The sequence below is a fragment of the Lactonifactor longoviformis genome (assembly GCF_042848515.1).
GTDB lineage: Bacteria > Bacillota > Clostridia > Lachnospirales > Lachnospiraceae > Lactonifactor > Lactonifactor longoviformis.
Genome location: NZ_AP031453.1, coordinates 2250451 through 2275135, shown reverse-complemented (window position 1 = coordinate 2275135; position 24685 = coordinate 2250451). Strand labels below are relative to the sequence as shown.

Annotated in this window: 22 protein-coding genes and 1 tRNA gene; 2 read left to right on the top strand and 21 right to left on the bottom strand. The window is 45.3% G+C overall.

What is annotated here, in order from left to right:
* Positions 1–21: 21 nt before the first annotated feature.
* The 20 genes from ACGHCT_RS10390 to ACGHCT_RS10295 form a co-directional block, all read right to left on the bottom strand.
* Positions 22–537, bottom strand: a complete 516-nt coding sequence (locus ACGHCT_RS10390; RefSeq protein WP_154258004.1) for a deoxyuridine 5'-triphosphate nucleotidohydrolase — start codon at positions 535–537, stop codon at positions 22–24.
* A 76-nt stretch (positions 538–613) separates the two neighbouring features.
* A complete protein-coding gene (locus ACGHCT_RS10385; protein ID WP_154258003.1) occupies positions 614–2710 on the bottom strand; it encodes a polyribonucleotide nucleotidyltransferase in 2097 nt (698 codons plus the stop codon).
* Between the two features lie 143 nt (positions 2711–2853).
* Positions 2854–3120, bottom strand: coding sequence for a 30S ribosomal protein S15 (rpsO, locus tag ACGHCT_RS10380; RefSeq protein WP_072850127.1), 267 nt, complete (start codon positions 3118–3120; stop codon positions 2854–2856).
* Positions 3121–3254: 134 nt separating this feature from the next.
* Positions 3255–4256 (bottom strand): SH3 domain-containing C40 family peptidase, encoded by a 1002-nt coding sequence (locus ACGHCT_RS10375; protein ID WP_256281729.1) that lies wholly within the window; start codon positions 4254–4256, stop codon positions 3255–3257.
* Positions 4257–4419: 163 nt separating this feature from the next.
* On the bottom strand, positions 4420–6078 hold the full coding sequence (locus tag ACGHCT_RS10370) for a Na/Pi cotransporter family protein (protein WP_154258001.1): 1659 nt from the start codon (positions 6076–6078) through the stop codon (positions 4420–4422).
* 137 nt (positions 6079–6215) lie between these two features.
* Positions 6216–7163: a bifunctional riboflavin kinase/FAD synthetase gene (locus ACGHCT_RS10365; protein WP_256281731.1), complete on the bottom strand. Its 948-nt coding sequence runs from the start codon at positions 7161–7163 to the stop codon at positions 6216–6218.
* Entirely contained in the window at positions 7160–8053 is an 894-nt protein-coding gene (gene truB / locus ACGHCT_RS10360) for a tRNA pseudouridine(55) synthase TruB (RefSeq protein WP_154257999.1), read from the bottom strand. Before truB ends, ACGHCT_RS10365 begins: the two co-directional genes overlap by 4 nt.
* Positions 8050–9018 carry a bifunctional oligoribonuclease/PAP phosphatase NrnA gene (locus ACGHCT_RS10355; protein WP_154257998.1) on the bottom strand — a complete coding sequence of 323 codons (969 nt, stop codon included), beginning with the start codon at positions 9016–9018 and terminating at the stop codon, positions 8050–8052. Before ACGHCT_RS10355 ends, truB begins: the two co-directional genes overlap by 4 nt.
* Complete coding sequence (rbfA, locus tag ACGHCT_RS10350) at positions 9011–9397, bottom strand: 30S ribosome-binding factor RbfA (protein ID WP_154257997.1); 387 nt, start codon at positions 9395–9397, stop codon at positions 9011–9013. Before rbfA ends, ACGHCT_RS10355 begins: the two co-directional genes overlap by 8 nt.
* Positions 9398–9451: 54 nt before the next feature.
* A complete protein-coding gene (infB, locus tag ACGHCT_RS10345) occupies positions 9452–12430 on the bottom strand; it encodes a translation initiation factor IF-2 (RefSeq protein ID WP_390439887.1) in 2979 nt (992 codons plus the stop codon).
* A gap of 20 nt (positions 12431–12450) precedes the next feature.
* Positions 12451–12762 carry a ribosomal L7Ae/L30e/S12e/Gadd45 family protein gene (locus ACGHCT_RS10340; RefSeq protein ID WP_072850142.1) on the bottom strand — a complete coding sequence of 104 codons (312 nt, stop codon included), beginning with the start codon at positions 12760–12762 and terminating at the stop codon, positions 12451–12453.
* A complete protein-coding gene (gene rnpM / locus ACGHCT_RS10335; RefSeq protein WP_154257995.1) occupies positions 12749–13027 on the bottom strand; it encodes an RNase P modulator RnpM in 279 nt (92 codons plus the stop codon). Before rnpM ends, ACGHCT_RS10340 begins: the two co-directional genes overlap by 14 nt.
* 12 nt (positions 13028–13039) lie before the next feature.
* Positions 13040–14209, bottom strand: a complete 1170-nt coding sequence (gene nusA, locus ACGHCT_RS10330) for a transcription termination factor NusA (RefSeq protein WP_154257994.1) — start codon at positions 14207–14209, stop codon at positions 13040–13042.
* Positions 14210–14230: 21 nt separating this feature from the next.
* Positions 14231–14698, bottom strand: coding sequence for a ribosome maturation factor RimP (gene rimP, locus ACGHCT_RS10325; RefSeq protein ID WP_226903402.1), 468 nt, complete (start codon positions 14696–14698; stop codon positions 14231–14233).
* Between the two features lie 166 nt (positions 14699–14864).
* Complete coding sequence (locus ACGHCT_RS10320; RefSeq protein WP_154257992.1) at positions 14865–17102, bottom strand: DNA topoisomerase (ATP-hydrolyzing) subunit A; 2238 nt, start codon at positions 17100–17102, stop codon at positions 14865–14867.
* 12 nt (positions 17103–17114) lie between these two features.
* Positions 17115–19037: a type IIA DNA topoisomerase subunit B gene (locus ACGHCT_RS10315; protein WP_154257991.1), complete on the bottom strand. Its 1923-nt coding sequence runs from the start codon at positions 19035–19037 to the stop codon at positions 17115–17117.
* A gap of 17 nt (positions 19038–19054) precedes the next feature.
* Positions 19055–19504, bottom strand: a complete 450-nt coding sequence (locus tag ACGHCT_RS10310) for a threonine/serine exporter family protein (RefSeq protein WP_154257990.1) — start codon at positions 19502–19504, stop codon at positions 19055–19057.
* A 3-nt stretch (positions 19505–19507) separates the two neighbouring features.
* On the bottom strand, positions 19508–20260 hold the full coding sequence (locus ACGHCT_RS10305) for a threonine/serine exporter ThrE family protein (RefSeq protein WP_154257989.1): 753 nt from the start codon (positions 20258–20260) through the stop codon (positions 19508–19510).
* Positions 20261–20394: 134 nt separating this feature from the next.
* Positions 20395–20916, bottom strand: coding sequence for a phosphatase PAP2 family protein (locus tag ACGHCT_RS10300; protein ID WP_154257988.1), 522 nt, complete (start codon positions 20914–20916; stop codon positions 20395–20397).
* Between the two features lie 17 nt (positions 20917–20933).
* The gene (locus ACGHCT_RS10295) at positions 20934–21248 is read right to left on the bottom strand and encodes a DUF3784 domain-containing protein (protein WP_154257987.1); all 315 of its coding nucleotides are present in this window, start codon (positions 21246–21248) and stop codon (positions 20934–20936) included.
* Between the two features lie 267 nt (positions 21249–21515).
* Between ACGHCT_RS10295 and ACGHCT_RS10290 the strand changes: the two genes are divergently transcribed.
* The gene (locus ACGHCT_RS10290) at positions 21516–22913 is read left to right on the top strand and encodes an NlpC/P60 family protein (protein ID WP_226903404.1); all 1398 of its coding nucleotides are present in this window, start codon (positions 21516–21518) and stop codon (positions 22911–22913) included.
* 712 nt (positions 22914–23625) lie between these two features.
* Here the strand turns inward: ACGHCT_RS10290 and ACGHCT_RS10285 are convergent.
* Positions 23626–23697 (bottom strand) — tRNA-Glu (locus ACGHCT_RS10285).
* A 96-nt stretch (positions 23698–23793) separates the two neighbouring features.
* On the opposite strand from ACGHCT_RS10285, the gene ACGHCT_RS10280 reads away from it, so the two are divergent.
* Positions 23794–24645 (top strand): PHP domain-containing protein, encoded by an 852-nt coding sequence (locus ACGHCT_RS10280; protein ID WP_226903406.1) that lies wholly within the window; start codon positions 23794–23796, stop codon positions 24643–24645.
* Positions 24646–24685 lie beyond the last annotated feature (40 nt).

Below are 24685 nucleotides of genomic sequence, written 5' to 3'. Positions count from 1 at the left end.
TATCAGTCTGCGGATTCTTTCTTACCTGTCGGTGCTGCCAAAGCCGCCGTTTCGTACCTCACAGGCATCATCATCAACGGTAATTCCGTATTCTACAAAGATCCCCTGCATAAATCCGCTTCCTGCGTTCAGCTCTATGGTCTTTCCTTCTCTGGAATCATTAGTAATCTTAGAAAAAATATGCCCTTCATTTTCTGAGTAAAAGTAATCGCTGTCAATAATCCCAACGGTATTATTCAGCTGCATGCGGAACTTAAAACCCAGACCGCTTCTGGGGTAACATTTCAGAACCCATTCCGGCTCCATTTCCGCACGGATACCTGTGGGTATTTTTACGGTTTCCCCTGGCTTTACAGTTACACTCACCGGCGTATAGAAATCATAGCCCGCAGATCCCCTGGTAGCTCTTTTGGGAAGGGATATGCTGCTGTAGATCTCTCTTATCTCTTCTTCGTTATACTTTTCCCCAAAGGTATCTTTCCAGTCCTTCAGAAATTGTTCCCAGCTTACTTTGTGGAATTTTGCAATTTTCTTCATGTGTATTCTCCTTTTCTCTGCCGCTGTCTAAAAAGGACGGAGAAAATACGCTTTCCCCCGTCCTAATCTGCAACCTTTACTTTTCTTCTTCCGGAACATCCTTCATACTGAAGCTGATTCTTCCCATCTTATCTTTCCCAAGGCAGATAACTTTTACCATATCTCCCAGGGTCAGCTCATCTTCCACCCGGTTGATGCGTTGTTTGGATATCTTGGAAATATGAACCATACCTTCTTTTCCCGGAGCAAATTCCAGGAATGCACCAAATTCCTTAATACTGACTACCTTGCCTACAAAAATCTGTCCGGCCTCAAAGTCTGTAGTGATGATTTTGATCATGTCCATGGCTTTTTCCATGCTCTCCTGATCTACGCCGCATACAGATACGGATCCATCATCATCAATATCAATTTTAACGCCTGTCTCCTCGATAATGGTATTGATTGTCTTACCCCTCTGGCCTACCACATCGCCAATCTTGGAGGGATCGATCTGAATCTGCATGATCTTAGGAGCATAAGGCCCTACGCTCTCTCTGGGCTTGCTGATGCACGGCTCCATAACTTCTGTGAGAATATATTCTCTGGCTGCCTTCGTCTTCGCGATAGCTTCCTCTATAATCGGTCTTGTGAGTCCATGAATCTTAATATCCATCTGAATCGCAGTGATACCGTCATGGGTACCTGCCACCTTGAAGTCCATATCACCAAAAAAGTCTTCCAGACCCTGGATATCCGTCAGCACCAGATAATCATCATCTGAATCCCCGGTTACCAGACCGGTGGAGATACCGGCTACCGGCTTTTTGATGGGGACACCTGCCGCCATCAGGGACATGGTAGATGCACAGATACTTGCCTGTGAGGTGGAACCGTTGGATTCAAAAGTTTCGGAAACCGTACGGATCGCATACGGAAACTCGTCTACAGGAGGCAGTACCGGAATCAGAGCTCTCTCTGCAAGCGCTCCATGGCCGATTTCCCGGCGTCCCGGTCCTCTGGACGGTTTCGTCTCCCCTACTGAGTATGACGGGAAATTGTAGTGATGCATATATCTTTTTGAGGTCTCGTCCACGTCCAGCCCGTCGATTCTCTGGGCTTCAGCCAAAGGCGCCAGTGTGGTAATGGTGCAGATTTGTGTCTGTCCCCGGGTAAACATAGCGGAACCGTGAACTCTTGGAATCAGGTCTACTTCCGCTGCCAGAGGACGTATTTCCGTAATCCCTCTGCCGTCCGGACGCTTTTGATCCTTCAAAATCATCTTGCGGACTGTCTTTTTCTGATACTGATACACAGCATCATCCAAAAGATTGAGCCACTCCTCATTCTCAGCAAAGGCCTCCGCCAGCTTATCCTTAATCACACTGATGTTGCCTTCCCTTGTCTGCTTGTCATCTGTAAATACTGCTTCCTCCATCTCTTCAGGAGTCACCCGTTCCCTGATTGCAGCAAACAGTTCTTCAGGAACTGCACAGCTCTCATATGTGTGCTTTTCTTTTCCGCATTCCGCCACAATGGTATCAATAAACTTGATAACTTCCTGATTCACCTCATGGCATTTAAAAATAGCCTCGATCATCTTATCTTCCGGAACTTCATTGGCTCCGGCCTCTATCATGATGACTTTTTCCCTGGTTGACGCCACAGTAAGCGCCAGATCGGATACAGCTCTCTGGGCATTGTTTGGATTCACCACAAACTCTCCGTCTACCAGCCCCAGCTGTGTCATAGCACAGGGACCGTCAAAAGGAATATCGGAGATACAGGTGGCAATTGCAGATCCAAGCATTGCCGGAAGCTCCGGATTACAGTCAGGGTCTACCGAAAGCACCAGGTTATTCAAAGTTACATCGTTGCGGTAATCCTTTGGAAATAAAGGACGCATGGGACGGTCAATTACACGTGAGGTAAGAATTGCATGCTCACTGGCCTTCCCTTCTCTTTTATTAAATCCGCCCGGAATCTTGCCCACGGCATATAACTTTTCTTCATATTCTACACTTAACGGGAAGAAATCAATCCCGTCCCTAGGCTTTTCTGAGGCAGTTGCGGTAGAAAGCACGGTGGTGTCTCCATAATGCATCATCACTGCTCCGTTTGCCTGTTTTGCCACACGGTTCACATCAACTGTCAGGGTTCTTCCAGCCAGTTCCATTGAAAAACTCTTATACATAAATATATTCTCCTTTTCTTGTGCTGGTAGAAGACTCCGAAACAACTGAAAAATACATTTCGTAAAATGTCCTTTTCAGTGGTCTCGGCAAAGTTCTTACTACCGCAAAACAGGGCGGATAACTCCGCCCCTTAAATGCCTGATTATTTTCTGATTCCTAATTTTTCAATTAAAGCACGGTATCTTTCAATATCAGTCTTCTTTAAATAAGCAAGTAATCCACGTCTCTGACCTACCATTTTCAGAAGTCCTCTTCTGGAGTGATGGTCTTTATGGTGCTCTTTTAAATGCTCTGTAAGCTCCTGGATTCTTGCAGTTAAAACTGCGATCTGAACCTCTGGTGAACCTGTGTCACCCGGTGTTCTTGCATACTCTGCCATAATTGCCTGTTTCTTTTCTTTTGAAATCATGTTGTGCTTCCTCCTTAATCATTATAATCGCCTCAGATTAAGAAACGGTCGGAGTGTCCAATTTCTGAATCAGGGCTATTTTCACACCTTCATAGTATAACACAAGGCATTTCCATTGTAAACTGTTTTTCTCTCTATTCATCCAGAATTCTTACCGCCCAGACAGCATTGTCATAGTATATATTCGAGATTTTAATTCCGGTTTCCCTGCTGCTTGCATGGATCACCTGGCCATCTCCAATATACATAACCACATGATAAATTTCACCGTCCCTGGCATAAAAAATAAGGTCTCCGGGCTGGGCCTCCTCAATGGAGATTCTGGTTCCGGTCTGTGCCTGATCCCTGGATACACGGGGCAGTGAATATCCAAAATTGGCATAAATACTCTGTACAAAACCGGAACAGTCCGCACCGTCAGTAAGGCTTGTCCCGCCCCACACATAGGGATTGCCCAAAAATTGTTCAGCGAACTCCACCATCTGGGATCGGATACTCTCAGAGGCTTCAGCCACACCTGCAGTTTCCGCCGCAGGCTCTTCCTCAGCCGGATCTGTTATCTCCTCTTGGGAAATACTTGTTTCTTCTTCCGGAATACTTACTTCCTCTTCCAATTGGGAGGAAGTCTCTTCCGGAACACCAGCTTCTTCTTCGGGATCGGGTGTTTCTTTGGCCGGTTCTGTAGTCTCAGAGTCAGTGTGATCCATCCCGGCACCGGCAGTTTCAGCCCCGCTGCCAATCCAGTGGGCATAGGTCAAATTCTCTTCCTGCCCCTCTTCCGCATACTCTCTGGCTGTCTCTCCGGTGAGAAGATATCTGCTTGACACGTATCCCCGTACATCTCCCGAGACGATACAAGCCCACCCATTCTCCTCTCCTTCTATGATACAAACGGCATCCCTTGGGAGCTTTCCAATAACAGAATACTCCATCCCTCCGCCGCTTCTTATATTCAGATTTGTATTTACATCAGCAATTCCATACTCTTTATCCTTTGTATCAGACACAGTCTCACTCGTTTCGCCCTGAGATTCCTGGTACCCTGCGGGAGGATCTGCCCAGATGCTTTCAGAGGAAACGCCCAGAAGCACCAGTACAGACATGGCTCCCAGTAAATTACGTCCTTTTCTGTGCATAATACTTTTTATAAAGCCTCCTTTGTTACGTTTGTTTTAAAATTGTTACATTTATGTTACGTACTCATTGTACCATGCAAGTACAGAATGTCAACAACATTCCGTCGGGACAAAACGACAAAAAATCCCGGCATATGGTAAGTATATGCCGGGTTTTCAATATTTATGCCTGAACAGCACCTTTCATGTCTTCCTCCGGATCCTCCTCCAGGATAGAAAAGGCAATATTGGTAGCGTGATCTGCCACCCTTTCCAGGCCGGATACAATATCTGAGTAGAGCATTCCCGCGTTGGGTGTACATTCCCCTCTGGTGAGACGCTGTACATGATTCTGCTGAAGCTCCCGCTCCATTTTGTCAATGTTATCTTCCAGCTCCAGGATCTCCTGCATATGGATCCGGTTGTTGTTGGAAAACATATCCAGGGAATACGTTGTGATTTTTATCACGGCATCCAGCATACCGGACAGCTCTGCCTGCGCTTCTTTACTGAAACTGACTTTCTCTTCCATCCTTGTCCTGCAGGCATCTGCCACGTTCTCGGCGTGATCCCCGATACGCTCAATATCATTGACTACGTGAAATAATCCTCCGATACTTTTTGCATCGTCAATCGGAAGTGTGGTCTGGTTAATTTTCACGAGATAATCCGTGATTGCATGGTTTAAAAAGTCTATATTCTTTTCCATAGAATATACCTTTTTCAGCTCCTCCTCATCCAGAGTGACCAGACAGTTCATTGCCCTGGTAAGATTCGTAATTGCCATATTTCCCATACGTTCCAGTTCTCTGGTTGCTTCAACCACCGCTGTTGTGGGAGAAAACACTGCTTTGTCCCCAATATAAACCAATTCGAACTCTTCTTCCCCTTTTTTCTTGTCGTCCCCGGGAACGATCAGGTACGTAAGCTTTACAATCCACTGGATAAACGGGAACAGTATGATAACTTCACAGACTTTAATTAACGTATGGGCATTCGCCACCTGCCGGGCCACGCTGTCGCCGGAAAGCCTCTGAATAATTCCGGTAATCGGCTCCAGTGCAACTGTCAGGAACACCAGGATAATGGCGGAACCTACAATATTAAACAAAAAGTGAATCCATGCTGCCCGTTTGGCATCTTTCTTGCCGCCCAGGCTGGCAAGCAGTGCAGATACACAGGACCCCATATTGCATCCCAAGATGATGAAAAAGCAAATAGGAAGCTTCAAAAGCCCCTGGGTGGCCAGAAGAAGAACAATACCTACCGTAGCGGAAGAGCTCTGGAGAATTGCGGTAATTACAAATCCTACCAGGATCGCCACATAGTGGTTCTTCAAAGAGGCAAGCATGTCCACAATCTGCGGGGATTCTTTTAATGTAGACATAGCTCCGGACATGGTTGACAGACCCACAAAAAGAATACCAAATCCAAGGACAACCTCCCCTGCCTTTTTCACAGAGTTTTTTTCGCAGAACATCACCATAATAACACCTGCCATAACAAAAAGCGGCGCTATTTCAGAGAGATTAAACGCAATTAACTGTGAGGTAACTGTAGTACCGATATTGGCACCCATGATAACTCCCGCTGCCTGCAGCAGTGACATAAGTCCGGAGTTTACAAAGCTTACCACCATTACTGTGGTAGCGCTGGAGGACTGGACGATGGCCGTAAACAGAATACCTACCATCATGCCGATAAAACGATTCTTAGTAAAGAATTCCAGGATACTCCTCATCTTGGCACCGGCTGCTTTTTCCAGACCGTCGCTCATAAGCTTCATGCCGTACAAAAACAAACCTAGACCGCCAACTAACGTCATAATAATTCCTAAATTCATAGTATCTCCTTAGTAAAAAATATGTCTGGATTTATTCAGGAACGCCTTAGCGTACCCCTGCGTAACATGCGCCATACCAGGCACAAACGCCTGCTTTCAAGATGAAAATTTAACATCTTTTTAACGCAGCACTTCTACTATAAGATAAAATTTTTAATTTGTCCATATCCCAAACGAAAATATTCCCTGCCCTTTTCATTATCCTGCAGGAGCTGCTCCTTCAGAAGTTCCATAGACCCGAATTTTTTTTCATGCCGAAGAAAATGAAAAAATAAGACCTCAGACTCTTTTCCGTATAAATCCTCGTCGCAGTCAAAGAGATACGTTTCCACTCCCAGAAAATTTTCTTTTACCGTGGGTTTGTATCCCACATTAGTAATCCCCTGATAAACGTTCCCGTCTATGATGGATTTTGTCACATAGACGCCGTTTGGCGGAAATTTTTTCTTCGTGGAAGGGATGATATTGGTAGTGGGAATCCCGATGGTTCTTCCCAGCTGTCTTCCCCGGACGATCTCTCCTTTGGTAAAAAACGTATATCCAAGAAGCTGAGATACCGTCTCCATATTCCCTTTTTCCAGTTCCTCTCTGATGTATGTACTGCTGATCTCTCTGTCTTCGTATCTTTCCTTTTCAATTATCTCCACGTTATAGCCATACTTACCGGCCATGTCCTCCAGCATACGCACATCCCCCCGCCGTTCATGTCCAAAGCGGAAATCTGTCCCCACGACTATGCAGGCGGCATGCAGACGGTTCACAAGAAATTCCTTTATAAAGTTTTCAGCCTCCATGTGTATGACTTCATCGGTGAAGGGGCACTCCACAAGATAGTCCACCCCCAGCTCCTCTATCATTTCCGCCCGCTCCTCATTGGTCAGAAGAGATTTCAGATTGGATTTTCCCAGTTTTACAAGAGGAGAGACATCAAAAGTAAAGATGACTGTCTGATAGCCATCTTTTCCAATCTCAAGCACCCTGTGAATCAGTTTCTGATGACCTCTGTGCAGACCATCGAACTTTCCCAGTGTAATCACACTCTTCTGTCCTTCCTCGAACTGGGGCACAACTGTTGTACTGATCATGTCTCCTCCTTAAACATCTTAACCAGCATATACCGCCGGCGTTCCTCCTGATACTGGTATATGCCAATAAACATACCCTGGCTGTCATATACCCGGACCCATGAATCCTTTATAGGTATCATTTGGCCCGGACAGGAAAAAGAATTTCCATTGTGCAGCGCCTTATCCATGCTGGGACTTCCACAGATCCGGGGATATTCAGAAAACATTTCCTCTATAGGCAGAACATCCTGTTCCAGAATGCCGTTTTCCTTCCGCTGCCGAATCTCGTCCAAAGTAAGGCTTTCCTGTATCCGGAAACGTTCCACACGGGTGCGTGTCAGCTGTTCCATACAGCCACCGCATCCTAATTTCTGTCCGATATCGTGGCAGAGTGTCCGTATGTAAGTTCCCTTGGAACATGTAACTGACAGCTTTACCCTGGGAAGGCACAGCTCCGTCACATCAATGCTGTAAAAAGAGACCTTCCTCGCCCTTCGCTCCACTTCTATGCCCTCCCGAGCCAGCTCGTACAGTTTCTTTCCATTTACCTTCAGGGCAGAATACATGGGAGGGATCTGCATCTGCTCTCCCACAAATCCGCGGATACAGTCTCTTACCTCCTCTTCCGTAACAGTAACCGGGGATTCTTCCAGAATCCTGCCAGAAGTATCCTGAGTATCTGTGACCGTGCCGAGCAGCAGCACCGTCTCATAAGATTTATCTTTCTCTGTAAGCATGTCGCAGAGCTTTGTAGCTTTTCCGAGACATACCGGCAGGACACCTACGGCATCCGGATCCAGTGTCCCAGTATGGCCTATTTTTTTCTGTTTCAGAATTCCTCTCAGTTTTGCCACCACATCGTGGGAGGTATAGCCCTTTTCTTTATAAACGTTAAGTACTCCGTTCATGAAAGTATTTCCTTCTCTCTCAGCTGTTTTTCTATGTGGAGCGTAAGATTATTGATCACATCATAGGAGCTTCCCTGCAGGGTGCATCCTGCTGCTTTTACATGGCCTCCTCCCCCAAAGTACGAGGCAATTGCACTAACATCCACCGCCCCGTTGGAACGCAGGCTTACTTTATACTCCTGGGCCGAAGTCTGGTACATAAAAACCGCCGCCTCAACGCCCCGGGTTACACGCAGCTGGCTCACAATGCCGTCCAGCTCTTTTGCCTGGATACCGTAGAATTCCATGTCCTTTTCATTGACAACACCCACAATGCATTTGCCGTCCAGCACAAGAATGCTCTCCATGAGACACCGGCCCAGTACCTGATTCTGCACATAACTCTTTGTGTAAAAAGACTCATCTACAATATGGCTGAAGTCTATCCCTTTATCCATGAGAATCCCTGCTATGGTCATGGTTCTGGAGGAGGTGCAGGAATACTGGAAAACGCCTGTATCATGGACAATCCCCGTATAAAGAGCCGCTGCACAGTCGGTTGAAATTTTTTCTTCCTCCAGCATTTCAAACAGCACCTCGCAGGAGGAGCTGCTGTCGGGGACAATTACGTTTATGTCGCCAAACCCCGGATTGCTGATGTGGTGATCGATGCAAAGACGTTTTTCTGCATGTTCAAAACAGGAAAACGCAACGCCAATGCGGTCTGGGGCGCTGGCGTCCAGAGTGATAAACAGATCATACGTTTGTTCCTCCCGGCAGATGGTCTGTATCTGGTCCAAATCCCGGATATAGGAAAACCCTTCTTTAGGCTCTTCCAGATATACGTCCGTCTCAAGGGAAGGATAATTCTCTTTCAGGTACAGGTAAAGCCCCATGCAGGAGCCCACGCAGTCTCCGTCCGGACGTACATGGCCTGCTATGGCCACCGTCCGGATACCTTCCAGCTGCGAAGCCAGTTTAATCATTCTTATCATCTTCCTTCTGTTCGAAATCCTGATTGTTTACTTCCTGAATCAATTTTGACATATTAACACCGTATTCAATGGAGGTGTCCAGCACAAATCGGATTTGGGGGGTATTGCGCAGATTAATATTTTTGGCCAGCTGATTTTTCAGAAAGCCTTCTGCACTCTTTAAACCTGCCAGAGTATCTTCCTTTGCCTTGTCATCCCCCATAACACTGATGTAGGCCTTACAGGTTTTCAGATCCGGCGCCACCTCAACAGCGGTTACTGATGTCAGCGGGTGAATACGGGGATCTTTCAGATCCCCCCGGATTAGATTGGCCAGTTCTCTTTGAACTTCCCCATTAATCCTTGTATTCTTTATACTGTTTTTTCTCATATCTATTCTCACTTTCTGTCTTTTCAGGTACAGCCGCAGGCAGCCCCCTGGATTCTAGCGAGGAACTTCTACCATTATATAGGCTTCTACCTTATCTTCTTCTTTTACGTCATTGAAGTCCTGGAATACCAAGCCGCACTCGTACCCGGCTTTTACTTCCTTCACATCGTCCTTGAAACGCTTCAGTGATGCCAGCGGTCCCTCGAAGATCTGCTCATCTTCACGGGTAATACGCACTTTACAGCCTCTCTGGAAGATACCGTCCAGGACATAGGAGCCTGCAATAGTACCGATGCCGGAAGCCTTGAAGGTCTGGCGGACTTCGCCGTGGCCGATGACTTTCTCCTCATATACCGGATCCAGCATGCCCTTCATAGCTGCTTCCACATCCTCAATGGCCTGATATATGACGCGGTACAGGCGCAGATCCACCCCTTCCTGTTCTGCAATCGCTTTTGCAGTAGCATCAGGACGGACATTAAATCCGATAATAATCGCATTAGAGGCAGAGGCCAGGGTAACGTCTGATTCATTGATAGCGCCTACGCCCCCATGGATCACCTTGACAATTACTTCTTCATTAGACAGCTTTACAAGACTCTGTTTTACTGCCTCCACAGAACCCTGTACGTCTGCTTTTACAACAATCGGAAGCTCCTTTAAATTACCTGCTTTAATCTGTGTAAATAAATCGTCCAGAGACATTTTTGCTTTGGTATCCTCCAGAAGTTTATTCTTACCTTCTGACACAAAGGTCTCAGCAAATTGTTTTGCCTCTTTGTCGTTGTCAAGAGCGACGAGAATCTCTCCTGCATTGGGCACATCGGAAAGTCCCAGAATCTCTACGGGTGTGGAAGGACCTGCTTCTTTTACCCGTCTTCCCTTGTCATCCATCATGGCGCGCACTTTACCGGAGCAGGAACCTGCGGCGATAAAATCTCCCACCTGCAGAGTGCCTTTCTGGACCAGAATCGTTGCCACAGGGCCCTTACCTTTATCCAGCTCTGCCTCAATAACAAGGCCTCTGGCCTTTCTCTTTGGATTGGCTTTCAGTTCTCCCACCTCTGCAGTGAGAAGAATCATTTCCAGAAGTTCATCAATTCCGTCTCCGGAATGGGCGGATACAGGCACAAAGATCGTGCTGCCGCCCCAATCCTCGGGAATCAGCTCATATTCAGATAATTCCTGTTTTACCTTTTCTACATTGGCACTTGGCTTATCAATCTTATTGACAGCTACAATTATCTCTGTGCCGGCAGCCTTTGCATGATTAATGGCCTCCACCGTCTGGGGCATAACACCGTCATCTGCGGCGACTACCAGAATTGCAATATCAGTAGCGTTGGCACCTCGCATTCTCATGGCAGTAAATGCCTCATGTCCCGGAGTATCCAGGAAGGTAATCTTCTGTCCGTTGATACTTACTACATAGGCGCCGATATGCTGGGTGATTCCTCCGGCTTCTTTGTCTGTTACATGTGTATTACGAATAGCGTCCAGAAGAGAGGTCTTGCCGTGGTCTACATGCCCCATAACACAGACAACAGGCGGTCTGGATACAAGCAGGCTGTTATCCTCCTCTTCCTCTCTGAGCAGTTCCTCGATGACATCGATTTTCTCTTCCGGTTCTGCTATAATATCATAGCTTAATGCGATCTCCTGTGCCTTCTCGAAGTCAATCTCATGATTAACCGTAACCAGGATTCCTTCCAGGAATAACTTCTTAACGATTACAGACGGCTGCATCTTCATCTTTTCAGCCAGCTCCCGGATTGTCATCTTTTCCGGAAGGGTAATCTCCTTGATTTCTTCCTTCTTTTCTTCCTGTTTCGGCTGAGGATTCGGTCTCTGAAGAGCTTTCGGAAGCCTCTGATTCGGTCTTCTTCCCCCCTGGTTCGGCCGCTTTCCGCCACTGCCCTGGTTTTTGTACTCTTCTCTCTTGACATCCTTTTTCTTATTATCTCTGTTCAGCTTACGGCTGTCTTTGTCAACGATCTCAATTTTTGAATCTGTTGGTTTGTTTCTTGTATCCGGACCATTTTTCCGGAAATCATTGGTTCTCCCCGCGGGTCTCTGACCGTCATTGCTTCTGTAACCTCCGCCCGGTCTCTGGCCATCATTGCTTCTGTAGCCTCCACCTTGTCTCTGGCCGTCATTGCTTCTTTGATAGCCTCCGGCTGGTCTCTGACCGTCATTGCTTCTCTGGTAGCCCCCGCCTTGTCTCTGACCGTCATTGCTTCTTTGATAGCCTCCCGCTGGTCTCTGGCCGTCATTATTTCTCTGATAGCCTCCCGCTGGTCTCTGGCCGTCATTATTTCTCTGATAGCCTCCCGCTGGTCTCTGGCCGTCATTATTTCTCTGGTAGCTTCCCGCTGGTCTCTGGCCGTCATTATTTCTCTGATAGCCTCCTGTCGGTCTCTGGCCTCCCTGAGGTCTCTGATAATTTCCGGTCCCCCTCTGGCCGTCACCGTTTCTCTGGCCGTCATTATTTCTCTGGTATCCTCCCGCCGGCCTCTGGCCTCCCTGGGTTCTCTGATAACCTCCGCCGCTTCTCTGACTGCTTCCGGTTCTCTGATTCCCGCCGGTGCTTCTCTGACTATTATTAGCCGGCCGCTGATTGTTATTCACTGGTCTTGAACTATTTTCACTCATAGCTTTTACATTACTCTCTGTTGGCCTGGGAGTGCTGTCCCCCTGGCTTGCTGGTGTATTTTGAACAGGTTTCTCAGTGTCACTGTGTACCGGGTGTTCTGTCTGAGGACGGCCCTGGTACGGGCGGCTCTGACTGGAACGCTGAGGGCCTTTGCCTCGTCTGTCCCCTCCATTGCTGGCGTTCTGGGGACGGAACACCTGAATAATATTGGATTTCTTTTTGGGCTTTTCAAAATGCTCTTTCACTGCCTTCACATGATCGTCTTCCAGACTGCTCATATGGCTTTTGACTTCTATATTTTTCTCTTTCAGAAAATCTAATACCTCCTTGTTTGTTTTATCTAGTTCTTTAGCAAGTTCATGTACTCTAATTTTTGACATACTTACTACCTCCTTTTCTATTACGAATTCATTTCCAGTTGCTTTTCGATTGCCTTAGCAAAATTTTCATCGGTTACTGCCAGGGAAGCCCGGAATTCTTTTCCAATCGCCCTGCCCAGTTCTTCCTTTTCTCCCAGGAAATACAGTGGAACCTGGTAGTAAGAGCAGGAATTTCCGAATTTCTTTTTGGTATTCCCGGAGGCTGACTCCGCGACCACAACCAAAAAAGCAGTTCCTGTTTTCACAGCTTTTTCCGTAGAAAATTCTCCGCTCACAACTTTGCCGGCTTTCATTGCCAATCCTATCAGAGATAGTACTTTATGATTTATCAATAACTTCTAACTCCTTTTTCAAGCTTTCATACACATCTTTTGGAATTCCCATCTTTAATGAGCGTTCCAGCCCTTTATTTTTTTGGGCTTTCTCCAGACAGTCTCTGGAAAAACAAAGGTATGCACCTCTTCCGTTTTTCTTGCCAGTCGTGTCCAGCACAATCTCATCCTCTGTTGTCTTTAAGATGCGCAGCATTTCTTTCTTACTTTTCATCTCACCACACCCAATGCACTTGCGCATAGGTACTTTTCGAACGGTGCCCATAACTCTCACTTCCTACTCTTCAACGTCTTCCGGCTCATTATAGTAAGGCTCAGCTTCTTCCGTATATTCATTCTCATCCGGATAATATTCTTCGCCGTCCCCGTAGTCCTCTTCATACTCTTCTTCATAGTAATCAAAGTCACCGGCCTCTCTGGCCTGGGTCTCACTCTTTATATCAATTTTAAAGCCTGTCAGCCTTGCCGCAAGCCTTGCATTCTGTCCCTCTTTTCCGATTGCAAGAGAAAGCTGATAATCAGGCACTACAACCTGTGCCGTTTTCTCATCAGGATCCGCCATTACTGAAATCACCTTTGCGGGACTGAGGGCATTTTCAATCAATATCGCGGGATTGTCACTCCAGTTAATAATATCAATCTTCTCTCCTCTGAGTTCCTCTACGATGGCATTCACTCTTGCTCCGTTCATACCAACACAGGCGCCCACCGGGTCAACGTCCGGGTCGTTGGACCATACCGCGATTTTGGTTCTGGATCCTGCCTCCCTGGCGATGCTTTTTATCTCCACTGTTCCGTCTTTTACCTCGGTCACTTCTGATTCAAACAAACGCTTAACCAATTCCGGATGTGTCCGGGAAACTAAGATCTTAGGCCCCTTCGGGGTATCCTTTACCTCCAGAATATACAGCTTAATACGCTCTGTAGGACGAAAAACCTCACCCTTTACCTGCTCATTTTCCGTAAGGATAGCATCTGCTTTGCCAAGATTAATACTATAATTTTTGCCAAGATTTCTCTGAACAATACCCGTTACCACATCCTTTTCCTTGCCATAGTACTGGTTATAAATTACTTTGCGCTCTTCTTCACGGATCTTCTGAAGAATGACGTTTTTGGCATTCTGAGTGGCGATTCTTCCAAACTCCTTCGATTTAATCTCTATATTAACGATATCTCCGACTTCATATTTGGAATCAATCATCTTGGCATTGGCCAGACTGATCTCCACGATGGGATCCTCGACCTCTTCCACCACGGTCTTTTCTGCATATACCCCAAAGTCGCAGGTCTCCGGATTAATGTTTACTTTTACATTATCTGCTTTGCCGAAATGATTCTTACATGCCTGAATCAAAGACTGCTCAATTGCTTCCAAAAGAGTATCCTTACTGATTGATTTCTCTTTTTCCAGAATCTCCAGTGCCTCTAATAATTCTGTATTCATGTTACTTCTTCCTCCTAAATATTAAAAATCGAATGCCAATCGTATCAAAGCGATATCAGCCTTCTGAAACACCATCTCCGTTCCGTCATCTCTGGAAATAGTTACACTATTGTCATCGTATGCTTTCAGAATTCCATAGAATTCTTTCTCCTTTTGAATCGCACGGTAGGTGCGTATTTCCAGCTCTTTTCCCATACTTCTGGCGTAGTCTTTTTCTTTCTTCAGCGGTCTCCCAAGCCCCGGAGAGCTGACTTCCATAATATATGCTTCCTCAATAAAGTCTTCTTCATCCAATTTATCGCTGAACGCACGGCTTACCACCTCACAGTCATCTACCGTTATGCCCCCTTCTTTGTCTATATAAGCCCTCAGATACCAGTTGCTTCCTTCTTTGACATACTCTACATCCACCAGTTCAAATCTATGGGACGCAACAATTGGGAGAAGAATGCTCTCTGCTTTTTGTTCATACACTTCTTTTTTACTCATGTTCTCACCACGCTTTCCGGATATTCCCTTACACGCGATAAGAGTGGACTCGCAAGCCCACTCTTATACTGTAGTATTATTTATATCTTATTAATATTAGCACTAATTCCCAGAAAAATCAAGCATCTTAGAAAATTTGGTAAGATTCCAATGGATACACGGTCGGCTAGACTCTTATCTTTGTGCCTTTTGTATCTCTTTTCGCCAGCTTCAGTTTATTAAGTGTTACCTCTTTATCCTTATATACTATCGTATACTCGCTCCGATTTTCCAGAAGATATGCCTCTTCCAGCGCATCCTTTTCTCCCAGACGTATTCCCCGTACTCCAATGGCTGTTTTCTTCTTATAAGGTACTTCCTCCTTGAGAAATTTCAGAAAATATCCGTTCACAGACTGGAGCACCACATATTCCATGGGATCTGACACACCCACAAACAGAAGTTCATCCTCCCCGGAGAGCTTTGTAGCTGCAATGGTACGCTTAGATACATCAAATTCCTCCCCGGCCACCTGCTTAAGCATACCGGTCTTTGTTACAAACAGAAGGCTGGAAGCTTTTACAGACTCCAGGCTTCCCGCATAGAGAATCCGCTCCTGGGTGCTGTCATAATTGCTCAGATTATCAATAGGAGTCCCCTTATCCCGGAATCTCCCGTAGGGAACCTCCTGTACCTTAACTGTGTGCATCCTTCCTTTGTCTGTAAAAATACACACTTTATCCGTATTCATACAAGTAAACAGATATTTACTCTCACCGTCAGCGGTTTCCTTATTTCTCTCATAAGTCGCCTTGTCTATGGTCTTTGTATATCCAAAACGGTCCATCAGAAAGACTACTTCTGTCTCCTCAATCTTCTTTTCCTCATAAACTGCCTCTGCGGCATTTTCGACAGCGGTTCTTCTGGGTCTGCCGTACTCTTTTTTCACGGCAGTCAGTTCCTTTATTATCACATTGGCCATTGAATCATAGTTATTTAAGATATCCTCATATTTCGCTATATTGGCAAGTGTGATCTCATGCTCTTTCAGGAGAGCCTCTATCTCCAGGCCGATTAACTTATACAGGCGCATCTCCAGAATAGCCGTGGCCTGGCGCTCTGTGAATGCCAGCTTTTTAGCTGCCCGCTCACTGGTTTTGCTCTTAAAGCGGATCCCCTCTGTTATTCCCTGAATCAGACAGTCTTTTACCTGCTTCTGATTTTTGCTGCCCCTCAATATCTCAATAATCAGGTCAATGACGTCGCATGCCTTCATCAGGCCTTCCTGAACTTCTTTTTTCTCCTGTTCCTTTGCCAGCAGGGTCTGATACTTTCTGGTGGCCACCTCAAACTGAAAATCCACATGGTATTCTATGATCTGCCTGAGGCTTAAAATCTCCGGCCGGCCATCGGCCACTGCCAGCATATTTGCTCCAAAGGTATCTTCCAGCCGTGTCTTTTTATAGAGCATATTCATAAGGTTTTCCGCATCTGCGCCTTTTCTCAGCTCAATGACGATACGGATGCCTTCCTTTGATGACTGGTTGGAGATGTCTACTATATCCGTAGTTTTCTTTGTCTCTACCAAAGACGCCACATCGTTTAAAAATTTACCGATATTGGCGCCAATCATGGTATAAGGAATCTCAGAGATCACAAGGAGTATCTTTCCGGCTTTTCCCTTCTCAATCTCCACTTTGCCTCGGATACGGATCTTGCCGCTTCCTGTCTCATAGATTTGGAGAAGCTCATCCTTATTTACTACAATTCCGCCTGTGGGGAAATCTGGTCCCTTGATATATTTCATGAGACCTTCCGTGGTGATTCTGTTGTCCTTCATGTAGGCAATCACACCGTCAAGCACCTCCCCCAGATTGTGGGGAGGGATACTGGTAGCCATGCCCACGGCAATCCCGTCCGCTCCGTTCACCAGAAGATTGGGGATCCGCACGGGAAGCACGGCAGGTTCTTTCTCAGTCTCATCAAAGTTGGGTACAAAATCCACCACATCTTTGTCCATATCCTGAAGGTATACTTCCTGTGTAATCTTTTCCAGCCTGGCCTCTGTATAACGCATGGCTGCGGCGCCATCCCCCTCAATAGATCCAAAATTGCCATGGCCGTCTACCAGGGGCAGCCCCTTTTTGAATTCCTGAGCCATCACCACCAAAGCCTCGTAGATAGAGCTGTCACCGTGGGGATGGTATTTACCCATGGTGTCTCCCACAATACGGGCGCATTTCCGGTAGGGGCGATCGTAACGAATCCCAAGTTCGTACATGTCGTAGAGAGTACGCCTCTGCACCGGTTTCAGCCCGTCCCTGACATCGGGGAGTGCACGGGCTATAATAACACTCATGGCATAATCGATATATGATTTCTGCATAATCTCAGAATATTCGGTTCTAATGATATTATCCTGCATTTTCTACTCCTCCTATATATCCAGCTGTGCATCACGGGCGTGCTCATAGATAAATGCTTTTCTGGGCGGTACGTCTGTGCCCATGAGTACCTCAGTTACCTGGGAGGCCATACGGGCATCCTCAATTTCCACCCTCCGGAGCATCCTGGTCTCAGGATTCAGGGTTGTCTCCCAGAGCTGCTGGGCATCCATCTCTCCCAGTCCCTTGTATCTCTGTAGGTGGAAGGAACCTTTGTGCTTCTTCCGATACCGCTCCAGGGCCTTGTCGTCATACAGGTATTCTTCTTTTCCCCTGGCAGGCATGGCCTTATAGAGAGGAGGCATAGCAATATACACGTGCCCTTCATAGATGAGCTCCGGCATAAACCGATAGAACAAGGTGAGCAGCAGCGTGGAAATATGGGCACCATCCACATCCGCATCCGCCATAATAATTATCTTGTCATAGCGGAGCTTTGTAATATCGAAATCATTGCCGTAACCCTCTGAGAATCCGCAGCCAAAGGCATTGATCATGGTTTTGATCTCCGCGTTGGCCAGGACCTTATCAATGGTAGCCTTTTCTACATTCAGGATCTTTCCCCGAATGGGCAGAATCGCCTGAAAACTTCTGTCCCTGGCTGTCTTTGCGGACCCTCCCGCTGAGTCTCCCTCCACTATGAAGATCTCACAGATACCGGGATCTTTTTTCTCACAGTTTGCCAGCTTGCCGTTGGAGTCAAAGGAATATTTTTGTCTTGTCAGAAGATTTGTTTTTGCCCTCTCTTCTGTTTTTCGGATTTTGGCTGACTTCTCCGCACAGGCCAGAACATTTTTCAGGGTTTCCAGGTTCCGGTCAAAGTAATGTACGATCTCTTCGCCAGTCACCTTTCCGGCGGCTTTTGCAGCATCCTGGTTGTCTAGTTTGGTCTTTGTCTGTCCCTCAAATCTGGGCGACGGATGTTTGATGGAGACAACAGCGGTCATCCCATTTCTGATATCTGCCCCTGTAAAGTTCGGATCTTTTTCTTTCAGAATCCCCAGCTCACGGGCATACGTATTCATCACTGTGGTAAAGGTAGTCTTAAAACCGGTAAGATGGGTCCCCCCTTCCGCATTGTAAATATTGTTGCAGAAGCCCAGAACATTTTCATGAAATCCATTGACGAACTGAAAGGCCACCTCCACAGTAATCCCCTCAGACTCCCCGGTAAAGTAGACGGGCTCATGGATAACCTCTTCCTTTTGATTTAAATCCTTGATAAAGCCTACAATGCCATCCGGTTCATGGTAAGTTACTGTCTCCGTTTCCTCTCTGCGCTTATCCTCAAATACTATAGTCAGTTTGGGATTGAGATAGGCAGTTTCGTGAAGGCGGCTTTTTACCTCAGTAGAAGAAAAGTTCGTTTTTTCAAATATCTCCGGGTCCGGAAGAAAATTCACACAGGTCCCTGTTGCCTTTGTCCTTCCCAGCTTGGGCAGCAGGCCGTCTTCCAGCTCTATCGTAGGAATGCCTCTCTCATAATGGTCATGGTGTATGTATCCCTCTCTGCTGATTTTTATATCCAGATACGTAGACAGGGCGTTAACCACCGATGAGCCCACACCGTGGAGTCCGCCGCTGGTTTTGTAGACAGAATCGTCGAATTTTCCTCCCGCATGAAGTGTTGTAAATACCAGACGCTCAGCCGACATCCCTTTGGCATGCATTCCCACAGGAATCCCTCTTCCGTTGTCCTCCACGGTTGCGGATCCGTCCGCCTCCAGGGTCACCCGAATATGATCGCAGAAGCCTGCCAGGTGCTCGTCCACTGCATTGTCCACGATCTCATAAATGAGGTGATTCAAACCTTTCCTGGAAACACTTCCTATATACATTCCCGGTCTTTTTCGGACCGCTTCCAGTCCCTCCAAAACGGAAATACTGTCCGCATCATAAGTATTTTTCTTAGCCATACTAACAATCCTTTCCCTTATTTATTTTCAAGCTTCCTCTGAATTTTTCCGATTATCTGCATCACTGAGGTTATCAGAATAATCCCAATGGCAATGGATCCGGCTTCCTGCAGCACCCATCTGGCATAGCGTCCGAACTCATCAGCCTGTCCTCTGACAAAAAAGTTCATCGTGTAGTAGAGATTTCCTCCCGGGATCAGAGGGATCAAAAAGGGAACCAGCAGTGTAATTACAGGGGTTTTCAAAACCCTTGCAAATATCTCTGCCATCACTGAAGCAAAGGCGGAGGCAGCAAGAAGTCCCACCACTTCGCTCTGAGAGAAATGCTGGGCGGCCAGAAAGACTGCCCAGGTGGCGCCCCCTCCTATGGTAACCAGAATGAGCTTCGAACGTTTTATATTAAAAAAGATGGAAAACCCCATGGACCCAAATGCGGCCATAATAATCTGTATGATATATTTGCTCATAATTTATGCTCCTAATGGAATTAATACAATTGCAAAGCCGACTGCCAGGGCAACGGAAATCAGCACAGCCTCCAGCAGGCGAAGTCCTCCTGAGATAATATCTCCGTGTATCATATCCCTGACCCCATTGGTGAGGGCCACTCCCGGCACAAGCAGCATAATATTGCCGATAATAATCTTATCAATAGAATGCCCCAGCCCCATACGGGTCAGAATCCAGGCACACAGCCCCCCTGCTGCCGAACAGATAATATTTTTAATGATTCGGTTCATTCCCACCCGTTCATTCAGCTTTACCATACAGCGGATGACAAGTCCGGTAACTGCAGCAGCGACTGCATCCATACAGTCACCTCCAAAGAACACAGAAAAACATGCGGATATCATTACATAGGCCAGGCACATAATAAATTCGGGATATGTTTTGCTGTTGCGGATCCGCTCCAGACGTTCATCGATCGCCTCAATGCTCAAATGATATTCGCAGATATCCCTGGATAGGCGGTTGCACCGCTCCAGTCTCTCCAGGTCTGTATCATAAGCCAGAATCCGCCTGACCTGCGTCAGGATCCGTCCCTCTTTGGTATGAATGGTGACGATCAAACAGGAGGTTATGGAAAACACATCTGACTTCTCCATCTCATAAGCGCTGCAGATTCTGGTCACAGAATCCTCTACCCGGCTGATCTCTGCGCCGGCCATAAGCATCTGCGCCCCCAGTTCCAGAATACGATCCAGCAGTTTTTCATAATCCATAGTTCTTTCTCTTCTTCCTGATAATTTTCAAACATTTCTATTTTGCCATAAAAGGCAGGAAAATACCAGACCCGGATTCGTAAAATTTTTAACAAAAATGCGGCATAACATAAAATGTTACACCGCAGAACGAATCATTTCGTGTTTTGTTTTATTTTTTTCATACCCAGAAGTCCTTTCGCCGCTATTCCTACCAAAATCCCCAGAACAGCGCCTGCCAGCACATCTGTGGGAAAATGCACATACAGGTATAAGCGCGAGAACCCAATCAGGGCGGCCAGAAGAAAGGCAGCTATTCCCAGGCGTTTCTCCGTAAACCAGATTGCGGTTGCCGCAGCAAACCCCGACATGGTGTGCCCGGAGGGAAAGGAATAATCCCTGGGAACTGCTATGAGAAGCTCAATTCCGTCCTTAATCCAACAGGGCCGTTCCCTGGCAATCAGATTTTTAAGAATCAGGTTCCCCAGGATCAGATTCAGAATCAGCGCCAGCATAACAAGTACCCCGCCTTTTCTGTATTTTGGAATACACAAGAGTACAATTCCTGTTAGAATCCATATGATTCCTGAATTACCCAGCTTTGTTACAGATGTCATAATAGTATCCAGCATGGGAGTATGTATCTTTTGTAGGCTGTCCAGGATTGCGAATTCCATTGAAATCCTCCTATAATTTATTTTTTTATTTTACATTTAGTCGTCATGACCACAAGGCAGACAATTGCAACAACAATAATGGCCGGACCGTAGATCATGCGAATCACGGTAAACTTGTCAGACAGAAATACAAACGCAGCCTGAACAATGGTGATTAGTACTACCATTACGGTCATTAACCGGGTTGCTTTTTTCTCATCATAGATCTTCATAGCTTCTTTGCCCGATTTCCCCATACTTAAAAGCCAGCTTCCCTTTCCTGCCAGCATAATAAGGGTCAGGATTACAAGGATAGCCAGGATAAAATAGTCAAAAGACTGTACGTGTCCCATGGAAAACCTCCTTCCTCTATCTTTATCACTATATCTTAGATTGGGGAATAAATCAATTTACTTTATTAAATAATTTTCACTTTGGTAAATAGCAAAGCGGTGAATAATATAGAAAAAGTATTAAATATGTCCTTATATCAAAAAGAGTACCACTCTCTTTGTCGAATAAACCAATATTTTGTCGAACGATTGCATTAGATTTAATATGTTAACAGTGCTACCATAATAATGTAACAAACTATCCACAAAAGAGAAAAGGAGAATGGTATGATGAAAAAACAGTCACTAGTTAAAAGGGTATTATTTTGCTTAACAGTTGCAGCGTTGGTAATTGGGACAACGTCCACTGTTATCTTCGCGGAAGATATTGATGATTTCCAAGAAGAGACTGAGGTTATTCTGGAGCGTAGTTCAACTGGAATCATAACGGATACTTCGGGAAAATGGAAGTCGTGGGAAGGGAGATGGTGGTATGAATATCCAGACGGGAGCTGTGTAAAAAGCTCTTGGCTGCTGATTGGCAATAAATACTATTATTTTGATGAGGAAGGCTGGATGGTAACTGGCTGGTACGATTTAGATGGATACCGTTATTACTTAACCGAAGATGAAAATTATAAGGGCGCTAGAGTAACTGGTTGGAAACTCATTAATGATGACTGGTATTACTTTGATACAGAAGGGCGTATGCAGACCGGAAAATTGGAGTTGGGAAGTAAATGGTACTATCTGCAGGAAGATGGAACAATGTTTACTGGCTGGTTAGAACTAGATAACAACAGATATTTTATGCGTACATGCGAAGATTATAAAGGGGCCAGCGTTACTGGTTGGTATTCCATTGAAGGTAAAGATTACTATTTTAATTCAGATGGGATTATGCAGACTGGCTGGCTGCAATTAGGCGATATTTATTACTATTTAAATGCTGATGGAACAAAATATACCGGGTGGCTTCTGGATAAGAATCAGAAATATTATTATTTAGATGTTGATGGTGTTATGGTAACAGGATGGTTCCAGGATACAAATGGAAAGTGGTACTACTTAGGGCAATATGGCGATATGAAAACTGGATGGCTTCAATATGCAGGAAAGTGGTACTATCTAGGGCAGTATGGTGACATGAAAACTGGATGGATCCATCTTGGCGATAACTGGTTTTATTGCAGTTCTGACGGAGTAATGCAGACTGGCTGGCTTACATTAGGCTCAAAGACATACTATCTGAAGGATAGCGGGGTCATGGTTACTGGAACATATAAAATAGGTGATATACCATATTCTTTTAATAGTGATGGCGTTCTCGACAAGGGGCAATCAGTTGTAAATTATGCTATGCAATTTATTGGAAATCCCTATGTTTGGGGCGGAACTAGCCTGACAAATGGTTGCGATTGCTCCGGTTTTACAATGCGAATCTTTGAAAAGTTTGGTGTTACTTTAACGCACAATTCTACTGCCCAAAGAAGTAAAGGCCAAGAGATAAGTTCATTGGCTGCAGCAAGACCAGGCGATCTTTTATGCTATGAAGACCATGTAGGGATATATATTGGAAACGGCCAAATGGTAAATGCCTCAAACTCAAACCCATATCCAGTAGGAGGCATCAAAACTTCTTCCGCAACCTACAAGACAATAATAACTATACGGAGACTTGTCTAAGATGACTAATCATACTTGGGTTATGGAATTTCCTCAGAATATTGTAAAATAAAGTACGTTAATAAGAATCTTTCAAGATAATGATAGGGACTGCCAAAATTTTACACATTTACGGCAGTCCCTGGTTATTACATATCCAATCAGTTTTGTAAATCCCCCCACTATCAAAGCTAGAAACCATAATCTAAAAAAGGGAGCGAAATATCCTTATTTATTCAGTAACTAGGTAAACAATTGGGAAAAGACAGCTCCTTCTTCTATTTTCTTAAGATGTCCGGTGTATCAGGAATAAGACTTAAATAGATAATTCAGGGATCCACAGTATCTAACAGGAACTCTTGAAAGATATCGGCCTAGTTTTATAAGTAATAACTTATATTTTCTTTCCATCACGTCTTTATCCTGCTCTGCTTGTGCTAATGTATTGAACTTCTACATCAAGATGCAGACCATTTCTTTTCCTATAAACAATAAGTCTAATTGCTGCAATTCTGCTTTTTCAGCACTATTGTCATCTACTTATTTTTCTGATTATTGTCCCAGCTAATAATAGATTTTCGCAAACATAAGTTCAGCAATTTAAATAAAAAATAAGAATTTAGATAAACACACAAATTTAATATGCTTATCTAAATCCTTATAACGAATATCCTGTAGTTAGATTATCTCTAAAGGATCACCTAAAATTTAATCTTCCTACATTGATTTTAAACAGTTCGTAGGGGAATCGAACCCCTGTTTCCGCCGTGAGAGGGCGGCGTCTTAACCGCTTGACCAACGAACCATAACTCAACCGTGCTTGTATATAATATAACATTTCTTGTAAAAATGCAAGCTTTTTTGTATAATTATTTTAAAAAAATTTTTAAGGAGTAATTACATGCCAGAATATATTGATTTACACGTACATTCCAACTGCTCAGATGGTACCTTTTCACCTGCAAAGCTGGTACAATATGCAGCTCAAAAAGGACTGAAAGCCTTTGCCCTTACAGATCATGACACCACCGACGGCATCCCTGAGGCTCTTGAAGAAGGCAGCCGCCTTGGTGTAGAAGTTATTCCGGGGATAGAACTCTCTACGAATTATGGGGGGAAAGATATACACATCGTAGGGCTTGGAATTGATATCGAAGACTATCACTTTCAGGAGGAGCTGAAAAGGTTTCAAAATTCCAGAGATATCCGCAATCTAAAGATGATTGCCAAACTGCAGGAGGCAGGCATTGATATCTCCTATGAATCCATGCGGACTGCTTTCTCAGATGCTGTTTGGACCAGGGCCCACTTTGCCCGTTATCTGCTGGATCGCAAATATGTTCGTTCCATGCCTGAGGCATTTGATCGATATCTGGGCGATTATGCCCCTTGCTTTGTTCCCAGAGAAAAAGTAACTCCTTTTCAGGCCATACGCCTAATCCATCAGGGGAAAGGTGCAGCTATTCTTGCTCATCCCCTCCTATATCACCTATCTAATGCCAATCTGGAAAAATTGGTCACCGAGCTTAAACATGCCGGACTGGACGGGCTTGAAGCAGTCTATTCTACGAACAAATGGGTAGATGAGACTAATATGACACATCTGGCCAAACGTCATCATCTAAAAATCTCTGGGGGGTCCGACTTCCATGGGAGCAATAAGCCGGACATAGATCTGGGAACAGGAAAGGGGAATCTGAAAATACCCTATGAATTATTAGAAAAACTGCTTAAAAGGGACAGGTCAAACTAAATCTGGGACAGGCCACTCTTAATTGGGGACGTGTTCTTTC

Bases quoted from the DNA above. Each gene is read 5' to 3' on its own strand.
- ACGHCT_RS10390 (WP_154258004.1), bottom strand. From the start codon at position 537: ATGAAGAAAATTGCAAAATTCCACAAAGTAAGCTGGGAACAATTTCTG.
- ACGHCT_RS10385 (WP_154258003.1), bottom strand. From the start codon at position 2,710: ATGTATAAGAGTTTTTCAATGGAACTGGCTGGAAGAACCCTGACAGTT.
- rpsO (WP_072850127.1), bottom strand. From the start codon at position 3,120: ATGATTTCAAAAGAAAAGAAACAGGCAATTATGGCAGAGTATGCAAGA.
- ACGHCT_RS10375 (WP_256281729.1), bottom strand. From the start codon at position 4,256: ATGCACAGAAAAGGACGTAATTTACTGGGAGCCATGTCTGTACTGGTG.
- ACGHCT_RS10370 (WP_154258001.1), bottom strand. From the start codon at position 6,078: ATGAATTTAGGAATTATTATGACGTTAGTTGGCGGTCTAGGTTTGTTT.
- ACGHCT_RS10365 (WP_256281731.1), bottom strand. From the start codon at position 7,163: ATGATCAGTACAACAGTTGTGCCCCAGTTCGAGGAAGGACAGAAGAGT.
- truB (WP_154257999.1), bottom strand. From the start codon at position 8,053: ATGAACGGAGTACTTAACGTTTATAAAGAAAAGGGCTATACCTCCCAC.
- ACGHCT_RS10355 (WP_154257998.1), bottom strand. From the start codon at position 9,018: ATGATTAAACTGGCTTCGCAGCTGGAAGGTATCCGGACGGTGGCCATA.
- rbfA (WP_154257997.1), bottom strand. From the start codon at position 9,397: ATGAGAAAAAACAGTATAAAGAATACAAGGATTAATGGGGAAGTTCAA.
- infB (WP_390439887.1), bottom strand. From the start codon at position 12,430: ATGTCAAAAATTAGAGTACATGAACTTGCTAAAGAACTAGATAAAACA.
- rnpM (WP_154257995.1), bottom strand. From the start codon at position 13,027: ATGGGCACCGTTCGAAAAGTACCTATGCGCAAGTGCATTGGGTGTGGT.
- nusA (WP_154257994.1), bottom strand. From the start codon at position 14,209: ATGAATACAGAATTATTAGAGGCACTGGAGATTCTGGAAAAAGAGAAA.
- rimP (WP_226903402.1), bottom strand. From the start codon at position 14,698: ATGAGTAAAAAAGAAGTGTATGAACAAAAAGCAGAGAGCATTCTTCTC.
- ACGHCT_RS10320 (WP_154257992.1), bottom strand. From the start codon at position 17,102: ATGCAGGATAATATCATTAGAACCGAATATTCTGAGATTATGCAGAAA.
- ACGHCT_RS10315 (WP_154257991.1), bottom strand. From the start codon at position 19,037: ATGGCTAAGAAAAATACTTATGATGCGGACAGTATTTCCGTTTTGGAG.
- ACGHCT_RS10310 (WP_154257990.1), bottom strand. From the start codon at position 19,504: ATGAGCAAATATATCATACAGATTATTATGGCCGCATTTGGGTCCATG.
- ACGHCT_RS10305 (WP_154257989.1), bottom strand. From the start codon at position 20,260: ATGGATTATGAAAAACTGCTGGATCGTATTCTGGAACTGGGGGCGCAG.
- ACGHCT_RS10300 (WP_154257988.1), bottom strand. From the start codon at position 20,916: ATGGAATTCGCAATCCTGGACAGCCTACAAAAGATACATACTCCCATG.
- ACGHCT_RS10295 (WP_154257987.1), bottom strand. From the start codon at position 21,248: ATGGGACACGTACAGTCTTTTGACTATTTTATCCTGGCTATCCTTGTA.
- ACGHCT_RS10290 (WP_226903404.1), top strand. From the start codon at position 21,516: ATGATGAAAAAACAGTCACTAGTTAAAAGGGTATTATTTTGCTTAACA.
- ACGHCT_RS10280 (WP_226903406.1), top strand. From the start codon at position 23,794: ATGCCAGAATATATTGATTTACACGTACATTCCAACTGCTCAGATGGT.